The 13,169-nt window shown below is 44.6% G+C and carries 12 protein-coding genes; 10 read left to right on the top strand and 2 right to left on the bottom strand.

Features of this window, described 5'->3' with window-relative positions; genetic code table 11:
• Positions 1 to 112 precede the first annotated feature (112 nt).
• Together RXX31_RS21390 and RXX31_RS21385 are read left to right on the top strand one after the other, a co-directional pair.
• On the top strand, positions 113 to 661 hold the full coding sequence (locus RXX31_RS21390) for a DUF882 domain-containing protein (RefSeq protein WP_317591702.1): 549 nt from the start codon (positions 113 to 115) through the stop codon (positions 659 to 661).
• 123 nt (positions 662 to 784) lie between these two features.
• Entirely contained in the window at positions 785 to 1,441 is a 657-nt protein-coding gene (locus RXX31_RS21385; RefSeq protein ID WP_317591701.1) for an MBL fold metallo-hydrolase, read from the top strand.
• Between the two features lie 67 nt (positions 1,442 to 1,508).
• Here the strand turns inward: RXX31_RS21385 and RXX31_RS21380 are convergent, their stop codons facing one another.
• Positions 1,509 to 2,189, bottom strand: a complete 681-nt coding sequence (locus tag RXX31_RS21380; protein ID WP_317591700.1) for a DUF2982 domain-containing protein — start codon at positions 2,187 to 2,189, stop codon at positions 1,509 to 1,511.
• Positions 2,190 to 2,522: 333 nt separating this feature from the next.
• Between RXX31_RS21380 and RXX31_RS21375 the strand changes: the two genes are divergently transcribed.
• The 6 genes from RXX31_RS21375 to RXX31_RS21350 all read left to right on the top strand — a co-directional run bounded on the left by RXX31_RS21375 (position 2,523) and on the right by RXX31_RS21350 (position 8,568).
• A complete protein-coding gene (locus RXX31_RS21375; protein WP_317591699.1) occupies positions 2,523 to 2,912 on the top strand; it encodes a MarR family transcriptional regulator in 390 nt (129 codons plus the stop codon).
• Between the two features lie 527 nt (positions 2,913 to 3,439).
• A complete protein-coding gene (locus RXX31_RS21370) occupies positions 3,440 to 4,528 on the top strand; it encodes a TRAP transporter substrate-binding protein (protein ID WP_317591698.1) in 1,089 nt (362 codons plus the stop codon).
• Positions 4,529 to 4,645: 117 nt separating this feature from the next.
• Positions 4,646 to 5,185 (top strand): TRAP transporter small permease subunit, encoded by a 540-nt coding sequence (locus tag RXX31_RS21365; RefSeq protein WP_317591697.1) that lies wholly within the window; start codon positions 4,646 to 4,648, stop codon positions 5,183 to 5,185.
• Positions 5,186 to 5,197: 12 nt separating this feature from the next.
• On the top strand, positions 5,198 to 6,484 hold the full coding sequence (locus tag RXX31_RS21360) for a TRAP transporter large permease subunit (protein ID WP_317591696.1): 1,287 nt from the start codon (positions 5,198 to 5,200) through the stop codon (positions 6,482 to 6,484).
• 97 nt (positions 6,485 to 6,581) lie between these two features.
• The gene (locus RXX31_RS21355) at positions 6,582 to 7,937 is read left to right on the top strand and encodes a cache domain-containing protein (protein ID WP_317591695.1); all 1,356 of its coding nucleotides are present in this window, start codon (positions 6,582 to 6,584) and stop codon (positions 7,935 to 7,937) included.
• Positions 7,930 to 8,568: a response regulator transcription factor gene (locus RXX31_RS21350; protein WP_317591694.1), complete on the top strand. Its 639-nt coding sequence runs from the start codon at positions 7,930 to 7,932 to the stop codon at positions 8,566 to 8,568. Before RXX31_RS21355 ends, RXX31_RS21350 begins: the two co-directional genes overlap by 8 nt.
• 36 nt (positions 8,569 to 8,604) lie before the next feature.
• Here the strand turns inward: RXX31_RS21350 and cosR are convergent, their stop codons facing one another.
• On the bottom strand, positions 8,605 to 9,093 hold the full coding sequence (gene cosR, locus RXX31_RS21345; protein ID WP_317591693.1) for a MarR family transcriptional regulator CosR: 489 nt from the start codon (positions 9,091 to 9,093) through the stop codon (positions 8,605 to 8,607).
• Between the two features lie 390 nt (positions 9,094 to 9,483).
• Here cosR and RXX31_RS21340 point away from each other — a divergent pair, with 390 nt between their 5' ends.
• Positions 9,484 to 11,055 carry a BCCT family transporter gene (locus tag RXX31_RS21340; RefSeq protein WP_317591692.1) on the top strand — a complete coding sequence of 524 codons (1,572 nt, stop codon included), beginning with the start codon at positions 9,484 to 9,486 and terminating at the stop codon, positions 11,053 to 11,055.
• 210 nt (positions 11,056 to 11,265) lie between these two features.
• Complete coding sequence (locus tag RXX31_RS21335; RefSeq protein ID WP_317591691.1) at positions 11,266 to 13,149, top strand: methyl-accepting chemotaxis protein; 1,884 nt, start codon at positions 11,266 to 11,268, stop codon at positions 13,147 to 13,149.
• Positions 13,150 to 13,169: the final 20 nt, after the last annotated feature.

Genomic DNA, 13,169 nt, shown 5'->3' with positions numbered 1-13,169 from the left:
AAGCCAAGCATTGTGGTCACTTACGACATTCCGGACTGATTTATGCAATTGACGAAATGCACCAGTTTGGTTAATGTCCGCTGCTCGTGTAGTTTTTGAGCAGTATTTCTATATGGTAAGTTGTAATTTTTCCCGTCGTGATTTTCTTAAATTGAGCGCTGGTGGTGTTGTGTTAGCTTCTGCTATGCCAGCGCTATCATGGGCGTCACTCCCAGATGAGCCTCGTGTGTTAGCGATGAATAACCTTAATACTGGAGAGCAATTAGAGACGTGCTACTTTGATGGAAATGGGTACGTTAAAACTGAGCTCAAAAGGTTGGATCAATTCTGTCGTGATCATCGACGTAATGAAGCTTTTCCAATGGATCGCCGTTTGTTTGATCAGATCAGCCAAATTCAAAAGCTCATTGGTACAGAGTCTGAAGTCATTGTAATCTCGGGTTATCGTTCGCCAAAGACAAACTCCGCATTACGCAAGGGCTCTTCCGGTGTTGCGAAGAAAAGCCTTCATATGGAAGGAAAAGCCATCGATTTTCGTTTAGACGGGGTTAAGTTGTCCACCGTACGTGATGCTGCTTTAAGCCTAAAAGCGGGCGGCGTCGGCTACTACCCGGGCAGTAACTTTGTTCATATTGATACGGGTGCCGTTCGTTCCTGGTAATTGAGTTTGTCTGAGTGACCAGAGAATCAGGAGTTGCCTGACTTCTACAAGTCTTGAAGTCACTTTGGCTTAGTGTCATAGTTGCGGCAGTTTTAACAACATTTATGTGGTGATAGGTTATCCATGGCTCTGAAATACCAAATTGTCCCGGTGACAGCTTTTTCTCAAAACTGTTCTATTGTCTGGTGTGATGAAACGATGAAAGGCATCGTGGTTGACCCGGGCGGTGATGAAAAGCAGCTTGCTGTGTTAGTCAAAGAGTTAGGCGTTGATGTCGTTCAATTGGTTTTGACACACGGTCACTTGGATCATGTCGGTGGTACTCAGCCACTAGCGGCTTTGCTTGGTGGAAAGGAAATTGTTGGTCCCCACAAAGCAGATAATTTCTGGTTACAAGGGTTGGAAGGGCAGAGCAAAATGTTTGGCTTCCCGCTAACGGAAGCGTTTGAACCTGATCAGTGGCTGGATGAGGGTGACACTGTCACTTTTGGTAATCAAGTGCTGAAGGTGATTCATACTCCGGGTCATACCCCAGGTCACGTTGTACTTTACAGTGAAGAAGCCCGTGTTGCATTTGTTGGCGACGTCCTGTTTAACGGCAGTATTGGTCGTACCGATTTCCCACAAGGCGACTTCAATACATTGATCACGTCTATCAAAGAGAAGCTTTGGCCACTTGGTAACGACGTCACTTTTATTCCTGGTCATGGTCCGCAATCAACCTTTGGTCATGAACGTAAAACCAACCCATTTGTTGCCGATGAGATGCCGCTTTACTAGGACCTGTTAGCCTAATAACCATCGTCAATTATCTAATCATTGAATGAGTTACGTTGGTAAAGCAGAGCTATTTTTTCTCAAGCAAGTCTGGCTCGGCGGCCGCTAAATACCGCCGAGTTAATCCGACGAAATCTTCCGCTCCTCTGTCCAGATCACTGGTTGAGATAAACACGTCATAACCGTAGAATTCTCGTTGATATTTCATTCTGTTTGCCAGGATTGCGAGCAAGCCTTGGTAATGTTTCCCATTACTACTAATATAGGGTCTTGGATCGAGGACCATATCTTCAAATTTCTCTTCGCATTGATTCTGTTTCGCGCCTAAATAAAGTAAAGCACGCTGGCTTAGCAAGATTTCTGTTGCTATACGCGGGCAAATTGCATCGAGGTAGGGAGAGTAGTGCTTTAAACGCAAGCCTATCCAAGGCAATGGCTGATACCAACCATCTTGCTGGTAACTACAAATACCTATCGATTCAACATTGCACCAGCGGACTACCCAGCCACCTTTAAAAAGGTGTTGCTGAAAATGGGTTGCCGTTAGCGTAAATGAAACTTGGCTTTTCTTGATCATCATTACCGCAAACCCGACAATCACGGCCATTAATATCACAGATAACATTGCTTGCTTCCATCCTGGTGATATTAATACCAGAAACAGCGTTATCAGAGCGACAAGAAACAAGGTTATTCGGGTAAGAATAGAGCCAGGCTTAAAATGTGAATTAGTGAGATGCAGCGTTTCCATGCTTTTAACCCCATTGAATTGGCAAAATTACCCAAGTGACTTTTATTATCGCGTCCTAATCTGGTTTTGTTTCTGGGTTATTTAGGGGGCGATTACTTCACTTTTTTAGTGTGAAACAAAGTGACTTAGTGGACAAAAAACCTCTGTTTTTATACCCAGTATTCAATAAAACAGTTCACAAATCATCTGTATAAATAATAGACGTACTGGGTTTTGAGGGCATTTTTCATCGCATTTAGGTGCTAAAACCTACAAATTGTTTGCGAATTTTGGTATAAAACGCGCTTCAAATTTTCATCCCTGCTGAGATGCAGTGAACTGGAGACATATTCAATGAGACTTGCTCATAAGCGTAAAGTGCAAATGAAATTGCAAAAGCGCATTAAGGCGACAGTAGCAAACATTGCTGCAGTACAAAAAGCAGCGAAGCCTGTTGCTGAGAAAGTAGCAGTAGCTTCTGTTACTGAGAAAGTAGTAGCTGAGAAGAAAGTAGCGGTAGCGAAAACAGTAGAAGTTGCTCTAACTCCAAAACAGCAACAAGTGCTAGATATCGTTGTGGCAAATGCCGACGGTATTAACCCTAAAGGCATCGGCCTTGCTGCAGGTCAAGAAGACACGAAAGCAGCATCTTGGGCGACTGGCGCACTGAAGAAGCTTCTTGAAGAAAACCTGGTTCAAAAAGAGCAATTGGCAGGTAACAAAGTTATCTACAAAGCGATTTAATTTAAAACCCCTTATCTTAGTAAGATACGGTTCTCTAATACCTCGACTATTATTGTCGGGGTATTTTTTTATAAGCTACCTAAAACTGCGTCAACCTATTTATCCATCTTTGATTTGGCCAAGTCTAGCGGCGTCAAAATGTTGTTTGTCACATTTCCTTAAATACTTTGTAAATTTCTTGGAAAGATACTACGTACGTAGTCTTTTCACTCTATGTGTTTGGGCTTCACGATAACATCCTGTTTTAAAAAATTATAAATTTTAGTTAGGGTAACTTCCTACGTAGAAATACGTACTACCAATAGCTAATGCGAGATGTGTTAGCGGTAAAAGTTGCGTATTCCTGCGCATTTCGGAATCAACATTATTGATACACCTTTAGCATCAAGTTACGCCGTGTAACTCAAATTGATGCTGTGTTTATTCAAGAGCCAACGTAAACACGCTCGTTTGCTGTTACCTGGATGTAATACAAATCCTCATGAAATGGATGATAACAATAACCTTGGTGACAAAGGACGTGAACGATGAGTTTAATCCAAAAATCTTTAAAACGTGTGTTGAAATCCACTGCGTTGGTTGCTGCGATGGCCTTCGCGGCAACTTCTGCAAACGCTGCTGAAAAAGTATATCGCCTCAAACTCGCAGAAACATGGGGACCTAACTTCCCTATTTTTGGCGATACGACGAAAAATATGGCGAAAATGGCTGAGGAAATGTCAAACGGTCGTCTACAGATCCGTATTGACTCGGCGAACAAGCACAAAGCTCCTTTTGGTGTGTTTGATATGGTCAAATCAGGTCAATACGACTTAGGCCATTCAGCGTCGTATTACTGGAAAGGGAAAGTGCCGAATACGCTTTACTTCTCTTCAATGCCTTTCGGTATGTTGCCAACAGAACAGTATGCTTGGTTCTACTATGGCGGTGGTATGGAGCTGATGGAGAAAGTGTACGCGCCTCACAACATGATGTCTTTCCCTGGTGGTAACACAGATACCCAAATGGGCGGCTGGTTTCAAAAGGAAATCAAGACACTGGATGACCTTCAAGGTCTGAAAATGCGTATCCCTGGCTTTGCCGGAGAAATCCTGGCTGAGTTGGGCGCAAAGCCAACCAATATTGCACCAGGCGAGCTATACACGTCTCTTGAGCGCCGTACCATTGATGCACTTGAGTGGGTTGGTCCTTCTCTAGACCTGCGTATGGGCTTCCACAAGATTGCTCCTTATTACTACACCGGCTGGCATGAGCCTGCGACAGAACTTCAGTTCCTGGTTAACAAACGTACGTGGGAAAAACTACCTGACGATCTGAAAGCGATCTTAAAAGTGGCAATGAAAACGGCGGCTTACGATATGTACACTCAGTCTAAACACGAAAGTGGCAAAAACTGGGCGACGATTAAGTCAGAGTATCCGAACGTAGAAGTGAAGGATTTCCCGCCGGAAGTGATGGCCGCAATGAAAGAAGCAAATGATCGTCTTCTGCAAAAACACGCGGAGGAAGATGCACTGGCGAAAGAGATCCAAGACTCTCAAGCTTCTTACATGGAGCAAGTGCGTCAATGGACTAACATCTCACAACGAGCGTATCTAAACAGTCAAGCTGACTAATACTACAGCTCCCAGCCCAAGCCAGAGAGGTTTGGGCTGACAGTGAAGCTCAACAAAAATCATAATAAATGCTCCACAAAATAGTGGAGCTCAACCATACGTTCCACGGAGTTAGGAATGAGAAGCCTTATTTATATTGAGCGGATATTCAATCGCTTCAGTGATTTTTTGGGGTGGTTGTCCAGCATCCTCTTCATCTTACTGCTACTAAATGTGGTATACGACGTTGTCATGCGTTACGTGTTCAACGATGTCTCTATCGCCTTTCAGGAAATGGAATGGCACCTCTTTTCCGCCGTATTTTTGTTGGGTGTGCCATACGCGATTAAAGCGGGTGGTCACGTTCGAGTCGATATTTTCTATGAGCGTTTATCTTACAAGGCGCAATCGGTCATCGACATCATCGGCACACTGTTTTTCCTGCTTCCTTTCTGCTTATTGGTCGCGTGGTTTGGTATCGACTTTGCTAAAGAAAGTTATGCGCTAGGAGAGACATCCGGTGACCCAGGTGGTTTGCCTTATCGTTGGATCATCAAGGCAATGATTCCATTGTCGTTCTTTTTCATGGCGGTGAGTGGTATCGGCTTGTTACTGCATTCAATCAATAAAATCGTTAATCCTCATTTTATCTATGCCGGCAAAAGCGGTAAGTCGTAAAAGGAAGTTATTATGATCGGTATAGTCATGTTTTTTGTAGCCTTATTTGCGCTACTTCTAGGGTTCCCTGTTGCTTTTACATTTGGCGGCATTGCGTTGATCTTTGGTGTTTGGGCAGAAGGCATCGAAATGTTTGCGTTTATGCCATACCGCATTCAATCGATTATGCAAAATACGGTGCTGATGGCCGTACCGTTATTTGTGTTTATGGGGCTTGTCCTTCAGAAAACTAAGCTCGCAGAGCAGTTATTAGAATCTATGGGCCGTCTGTTTGGTGGGGTTCGTGGTGGTATCGCGATTTCTACTGTATTAGTTGGTGCATTGCTTGCCGCATCGACAGGTGTGGTTGGAGCATCAGTGGTCGCGATGGGCCTGATCTCACTGCCAGTGATGCTAAAGTACAATTATGACAAAGGCCTGGCGTGTGGCACCATCTGTGCGTCAGGCACACTAGGACAAATTATTCCTCCTTCCATTGTGCTGATCCTTCTAGGGGACGTATTAGGTGTGCCGGTCGGTGACTTATTCCAAGCGGCAATATGGCCGGGTATCACTTTGGTTGCTGCGTACGTGATATACATCCTTATTTACGCCAAATTGAATCCAGGCGCCGCTCAGCCTATCGAGCGGGATGAGTCTGTCAGCCGTAAAGAAGAAGTCATAAGCGCACTAAAAGCGGTGCTGCCACCACTGGCTCTAATCATTGTTGTATTAGGTTCTATTTTTGCGGGTATCGCAACTCCAACAGAATCGGCGGCTTTGGGTGGTGCTGGCGCGATTGTACTGGCTTTGTTGTATAAACAGTTTAGCTGGTCGATGGTTTATGATGCGTCAAAAGAGACAGTAAAAGTCACGGCGATGGTCTTCGCTATATTGCTTGGCGCAACCGCCTTCTCGATGGCCTTTACATACACTGGCGGTGATTACTTAGTCGAAGAGTGGATGCTGAATATCCCCGGTGAGAAGTGGGGGTTCCTGATCATCACCATGTTGGTTATTTTGGTTTTGGGCTTCTTTATTGATTTTGTCGAAATCTGTTTCATCATTGTTCCTATCCTTGCGCCTGTCGCGGAACTGTTAGGCATTAATATGACCTGGTTTGCGATTCTGGTTGCGATGAACTTACAAACGTCCTTCTTAACTCCGCCATTTGGTTTTAGTTTGTTCTACCTGAAAGGGGTGGCTCCGGCAGGGGTGACAACGCGCGATATTTATAAAGGGGTGATGCCGTTTATTGCCATTCAGATAGTCGTACTTGCATCGTTACTGTTCTTCCCTGAGTTTTATGGAATGGGCTAATCGGAGATTTTGTGACCTGAGAGTTTCCACCTTTTGAAACAAGTTGTTAAGCTGCTTATTCGTTGACGCTTAGAGCAGCGTTTCATGGAGGGAAGGGATGCCTCTCAAAGCTAAATTAATTCTGCTGGCACTGATACCTGTGGTATTGGTGTCAGCCAGTATCAGTTGGATTTCTATCTATCAGGCTAAGACGCTCGGTCAGCGAGAGGTAGAACTCTTCCAACAAAACCTCATTCAGTCGAAAGAAGCCGCGTTAAAAGACACCGTCGATGTTGCTTTTGACTCCATCATTCACATCTACAACGACACAACGATTGAAGAAGGTGTTGCCAAAGCACGCGTTAAAGCCATTTTAAACCGCTTAACCTATGGCTCCGATGGCTACTTCTTTGCTTACGATAAACATGGCACCAACCTTGTCCATCCCGCACAGCCCGAGTTGGTCGGCAAGAACCTCTTAGGTCTTCAAGATACAAATGGCGATCGGCTTATAGAGGCATTGTTATATCAAGCGCAAACGGGCGGCGGTTTTCATCAGTACTTGTGGCAAAAGCCTTCAACAGGAGAGGTCGTTCCCAAGCTCAGTTATGCCGGCTGGTTAGAAAAATGGGAGTGGATGGTCGGGACTGGATTGTACATTGAAGATGTCAGCCAGGAAGTAGCAAGCATGCGCGCGACAGTAAATAAAAATATCGAAACCACCTTCTTTTCGGTGGTTGTTATTCTGGTCGTCACCGTAGCGGTGATTATTGTCTTAACCCTGGCGATCAATTTGCATGAACATCGCTTGGCAGATAAACACTTGAAAGAACTAGCGTATAAAACCGTGATGTTTCAGGAGGATGAGAAGAAGCATTTGGCGCGAGAGCTGCATGATGGCATTAATCAATTGTTGGTCTCAAGCAAGTGCCATTTAGATCTGATGAGTCATCGCTTAGAAGATGAAAAGCTCAAGCAACACTTAGATAAATCTCAGAGGTCTCTGGTTACGGCAATCAATGAAGTCCGACATATTTCTCACCAGCTGAGGCCCAGTGCATTGGACGATATTGGTTTAGAAGCCGCGCTCACGACCTTGCTGCAGGATTTTCACTCTCACTCTGGTATTGATATCGATAGCCATTTTGATACCCAGCAGCACAAACTGACCTCGGAAGTCGCCACCACTTTGTATCGAGTTGCTCAAGAATCATTGAACAACATCGAAAAACACGCGAAAGCGAAAACAGTCACGGTCACTTTGCAAAAAATGGGCAATATGCTGCAATTACTGATACGTGACAACGGCGTCGGCTTTGTTGTTAACCAAGCTATTCATCGCCAAGGGATAGGGCTGCGAAACATGCAGGAACGCGTGGAGTTTATTGGGGGAGAGTTTGAATTGATGAGCGAGCTTGGTTTAGGGACAGAGATTACTGTGTTGTTAAATTTGGACGAAGACGTTTATGGATAAACCAATTAGTGTATTGATCGTGGATGATCACCAAGTGGTATTAGATGGCTTTATGGCACGACTGGAGTTAGAACAAGATATTAACGTCATTGGTACGGCTAGCAACGGCTTAGAAGCAATAGAAGTTGCCAAACATCTTCATCCAGATGTCATACTTATGGACATTAGTATGCCAATCATGAACGGCATTGAAGCGACAGGTATTATTAAAGAGGAATTGCCTGAGAGTAAAATCTTGATGCTAACCATGCACGATAACCGTGAGTACATCATGAAGGTGATGCAAGCGGGCGCAGTCGGGTACATGTTGAAAGAGATTTCAGCAGAGAAAATGGTCCAAGCAATTAAAACGGTGAACCAAGGTTCCACCTACTTTTGTGAGTCAGTGACTCAGACGTTATTCACACAAGAAGTAACGCCTATCAATCAAAGGACTAATCCACTTAGCCGCAGAGAAGAGGCGGTACTCAAGCTTGTCGCGCAGGGAAACAGCAGCAAAAAAATCGCCACTTTACTTAATATCAGTTACAGAACCGTCGAAACGCATCGTCACAATATTAAGCATAAACTGGATCTGCATTCGACTGCCGAATTGGCCAAATATGCGTTTGAGACAGGACTGACTAAATGATCAGTGCTCACCACCAGCGAGCACTTTTAGATAGAATTACTCTGCTTTCGGGAATGTACCAGTAATGCTGCCAATCTCAAGCATTGGCGCGACGTCGATGTCTTCAGCATTCATCATGGTAGAAATGCGCTGAACGGATGATAGTAGCAGGGTTTGTTCCCACTCTTCCAACTTCTGGAATCGATTAATGAAATGCTCTTGCAGTGGCGTTGGTGCTTGTTTTAATGCTTCTAGCCCTTTATCTGTCAATACGGCGTGCACTTTACGCTTATCCTCAACACTACGACGACGTTCTACCAGTTGGTTACGCTCTAATCGATCGAGAATGGTGGTCGCCGTTGCTTGACTCATATTGGTATGGCTAGACAATTGCTTGATTGTGACGTTATCTAACTCGTAGATAGCACGCATTAAAATTACCTGAGGGGCAGTCAGGCCAGACTCTTTACTCAGTTTTTTTGAGTGTAAATCAATTGCGCGGATGATCTGACGAATCGAGACCAATACTTCTTCGTACTTTTCCAATTTTTTCATCCAGTCTGTAGGAACATTTAACGGGGCGACACTAACTCAAATGCTCTGTTATTTAAAGGGCTGCGTAAAAAAATTCCCTTGATACCCTTTCTAACCGTACTTGGTTATTCCAATTTCCATTTATCGCTGGGTGCAGAGAGTCAGTAAGCCCTAAAATTATTATAGCAATAATTGTTTGTGGTCTAATTATTAGTGCAGCATGTTGCATGATTTTGGTAAGAAATTTCCGATTGAAATGTAATAAACTGGGATTTTTCATGGAAGATCTAGACAAAAACACCTCAAATGTTAGGATCTTAGGCCTTCACGGAATGTAAAACGTATCGTGTTCGAACGAATTTTGTTTGGTGCGTAAAGATTACAAGAATAAAGAGAGGAACGATGACAAAAGGTGTCGATAAATACAGTATCGATAGTACCGACTATACGGTAGGTCAGGATAACGTTCAAAAATGGGGGTTTGACGTACATAACCCTGTTTTTGGAATTAGTGCAGGTTTAATTGCGCTGTTTCTTGTTGCTGCATTAGTTCTAGATGCACACACTGCTAAGACGGTACTTGATGGGATCAAATGGCAGATCATTGGTTCATTTGATTGGTTATTCATTATTTCAGGTAACATTTTTGTTATTTTCTGCCTGGTTCTCATCGTGTCACCGATGGGTAAAATTCGCCTGGGTGGTAAAGACGCCGTTTCTGACTACTCCTTCTTATCCTGGTTAGCGATGTTGTTTGCTGCGGGTATGGGTATCGGTCTGATGTTCTGGAGTGTTGCAGAGCCTGTTGCTTACTTCACTGGTTGGTATGAAACCCCGCTAGGTGTGGAAGCGAACACGCCTGAAGCTGCGAGATTGGCACTGGGCGCGACTATGTTCCACTGGGGTCTGCATCCATGGGCTATTTACGGTGTTGTGGCGCTTTCCTTAGCATTCTTTGCCTACAACAAAGGACTTCCACTGTCGATGCGCTCGATCTTTTACCCATTGCTGGGTGACCGTGCGTGGGGCTGGGCTGGTCATATTGTTGATATTTTAGCGGTACTTGCAACCTTATTTGGTCTGGCGACATCTCTGGGTCTGGGGGCGCAACAAGCCGCAAGTGGTATTCACCATGTATTTGGTATTGAGGCTGGAATAGGCCTGCAAGTCGTTGTGATTACGGTGGTTACATTACTCGCTGTGGTATCCGTTATTCGTGGTATCGATGGTGGTGTAAAAGTCATCAGTAACATCAACATGCTTGTCGCTTTCTTACTGCTTATTTTGGTTGGTTTGATCGGCTGGGCAGCAAGCTTGGGTTCAATCCCAACTACACTGATGGCATACGTAGAAAACATCATTCCACTAAGTAACCCGTTTGATCGTACCGATGAAGCGTGGTTCCAAGGTTGGACTGTATTCTACTGGGCTTGGTGGATTTCTTGGTCACCATTCGTCGGCATGTTTATCGCACGTGTTTCTCGCGGCCGTACAGTACGTGAGTTCATTACCGCTGTTCTACTTGTACCAACTGCAGTCACAGTTATTTGGATGTCTGTATTTGGTGGCTTAGCTATCGAGCAGGTGGTTGATAAAGTAGGTGACCTAGGTGCGAATGGTCTGACTGACGTATCACTGGCTATGTTCCAAATGTTTGATTCATTGCCATTTGGTAATATCTTGTCGTTCATTGCTATTGTTCTGGTATTGGTCTTCTTTATTACCTCTTCAGACTCAGGCTCGTTGGTTATCGACAGTATTACTGCAGGTGGTAAAGTGGATGCTCCAGTACCACAACGTATTTTCTGGGCGTTGATGGAAGGTGCAATCGCTGTTGCGTTGCTGTGGATCGGTGGTTCGGAAGCGGTACAAGCGCTCCAAGCTGGTGCTATTTCAACTGCATTACCATTTACGATTATCTTGCTTGCGATGTGTGTGAGCTTGCTGATGGGTATGAAAACCGAACGTCAATAATCGGTATTAATTATCTCTTTTCTAAAAAGCCAGCTTAGCTGGCTTTTTTTGTGCCGATTTTCTGACGAAGGACAAAAGAATGACACGGTTAAAACTCATATTTTACAATGATTTAGATTTAGATTTGGTTGATTAAAACTTGGTGATTAGTGACAAAAAAATGTGTACTATTCACGCTTCTAGGTTGTCCTTCCAAATTAAATAAAAATTATGAAACTTACACTTAAACAAAAACTTATCGGCGCGAGTCTTTCGGCTGTCATCATAATGGCCGCAGCATTGACTTGGCTGTCCGCTGGTCAGTTGTTTGATCAGACTTCTGCTGGTGTCTATTCAAGAGCACAAAGCCTGAGTGCCGTTGCATCAGAAGGAATTTCTGACTGGGTTACGATCCGTAAAGAAATTGCTACTGCATTTAACGATTACTCGGGTGAACAAGACGTGGTTCCGTTTCTGCAGCAAGCACGTAAAGCCGGTGGCTTTGATGATATCTTCCTTGGTACACCACGCGGAGATATGTACCGTTCTCACCCAGAGCGTAACCGAGCGGATTATGATCCACGAACTCGTCCTTGGTACAAAGATGCCAATGCCGCTGGTAAGCAGATCATCACTGGAGCATATCAGGATGCGATTACCAATGCTCTGTTAGTGACTATTGCTGAGCCAGTGATGAAAAATGGTCAGTTTATTGGTGTCGTAGGCGCTGATGTACTTATTGATCAGCTAATCAGTGATGTTATCAACATTGATGCGGGTGAAAACTCTCGTGCGATGTTGATTGATATGAATGAAGGGACGTTTCTCGCCCACCCTGATAAAAGCTTAACGCTTAAGCCAATCACCAGTTTATCAAAAGACTTTTCTCGACAGGCGATCGAGCGTGCTGCTGACGAAGGTAAAATTGAAAATACCTCGATAAAAGGGGTAGAGAAACTGTACTACTTCAACAAGGTACCTGGCACGCATTGGATGTTCGCCATCGAGATGGATAAAGCAACAGAAGAAGCGGGTAATGCGCTGTTGTTACGTGATTTGCTGATCGCGGCAGTGATGATTACTATCGCAGTGATTGTGGCGGTATCTTGGTTAGTGGGTTTCCTATTCCGCGACCTAAATCGTGTATCTCATGCACTGGAAGAAATTGCTTCTGGCGAAGGTGACCTGACGCAGCGTCTGGAGCCACGCAGTGACGACGAAGTGGGTAAACTTGCGGAAAACTTCAACCGCTTTGTTGGCAATATGCATACCATGGTAACGAAATTAAGCCATGTATCCTCATCATTGTCTGATCAGGCACGTACCACGGCTCAGCAAGCGGAAGAACGTAGTCAGCGTATCTCTTATCAGCAGGATGAAATCAACATGGTCGCAACTGCGGTTAACGAAATGGCGGCGGCAACTCAGGAGATCGCAGGTAACGCAGATAGCACGGCGAATAACTCCGAAGAAGCAGTGCAGGCTTGTGCTCATGGTTCTAGCCAAGTCGTACAGACACAAAATTCGATTCAGAATCTTGCACAAGAAGTCCAGGTCGCGACGAACGTTATTCAGGATCTGGAAGCGCATGGCAATAGTATCAATACCATTCTATCGACCATTCAAGACATCGCAGAACAAACGAACTTGCTGGCACTTAATGCGGCCATAGAGGCAGCGCGTGCAGGAGAGCAGGGACGTGGTTTTGCCGTCGTTGCGGATGAAGTTCGTGTATTGAGTCAACGTACACATGCTTCAACAAAAGAGATTCAAGAAACCATCGAGATGCTTCAAGGCACAACGCAGAAGGCGGTCGGGATAATGGGTGATAGCCGTCGTCTGGCTGATACCAGTGTTGATGATGCGAACTCAGCGGCCGTAAGTCTGACTCAAATTCACAGTGCAGTAGAGCAAATCAGCGACATGGCGACACAAATCGCTTCAGCTGCAGAAGAACAAGCGTCAGTAACCACAGAAATTACGCGTAATACAGAAGGGATTCGTGATGTTTCTAACGAGCTTTCAGCAGAGGCCCATCAAGCAGCGGAACAGGCCGCTTACTTGTCTGAGCTATCACATGAGCTTGAGCAGGAAATCAAACGCTTTAAGCTTTGATTCTCTTAATTGTTAGCACG

This window comes from Vibrio sp. EA2, assembly GCF_033042495.1.
In the GTDB taxonomy this organism is placed as follows: domain Bacteria; phylum Pseudomonadota; class Gammaproteobacteria; order Enterobacterales; family Vibrionaceae; genus Vibrio.
The sequence above is the reverse complement of the archived record's forward strand: the minus strand, read 5'-3'. Positions and strand labels throughout refer to the sequence as shown.

Bases quoted from the DNA above. Each gene is read 5' to 3' on its own strand.
- RXX31_RS21390 (WP_317591702.1), top strand. From the start codon at position 113: ATGGTAAGTTGTAATTTTTCCCGTCGTGATTTTCTTAAATTGAGCGCT.
- RXX31_RS21385 (WP_317591701.1), top strand. From the start codon at position 785: ATGGCTCTGAAATACCAAATTGTCCCGGTGACAGCTTTTTCTCAAAAC.
- RXX31_RS21380 (WP_317591700.1), bottom strand. From the start codon at position 2,189: ATGGAAACGCTGCATCTCACTAATTCACATTTTAAGCCTGGCTCTATT.
- RXX31_RS21375 (WP_317591699.1), top strand. From the start codon at position 2,523: ATGAGACTTGCTCATAAGCGTAAAGTGCAAATGAAATTGCAAAAGCGC.
- RXX31_RS21370 (WP_317591698.1), top strand. From the start codon at position 3,440: ATGAGTTTAATCCAAAAATCTTTAAAACGTGTGTTGAAATCCACTGCG.
- RXX31_RS21365 (WP_317591697.1), top strand. From the start codon at position 4,646: ATGAGAAGCCTTATTTATATTGAGCGGATATTCAATCGCTTCAGTGAT.
- RXX31_RS21360 (WP_317591696.1), top strand. From the start codon at position 5,198: ATGATCGGTATAGTCATGTTTTTTGTAGCCTTATTTGCGCTACTTCTA.
- RXX31_RS21355 (WP_317591695.1), top strand. From the start codon at position 6,582: ATGCCTCTCAAAGCTAAATTAATTCTGCTGGCACTGATACCTGTGGTA.
- RXX31_RS21350 (WP_317591694.1), top strand. From the start codon at position 7,930: ATGGATAAACCAATTAGTGTATTGATCGTGGATGATCACCAAGTGGTA.
- RXX31_RS21340 (WP_317591692.1), top strand. From the start codon at position 9,484: ATGACAAAAGGTGTCGATAAATACAGTATCGATAGTACCGACTATACG.
- RXX31_RS21335 (WP_317591691.1), top strand. From the start codon at position 11,266: ATGAAACTTACACTTAAACAAAAACTTATCGGCGCGAGTCTTTCGGCT.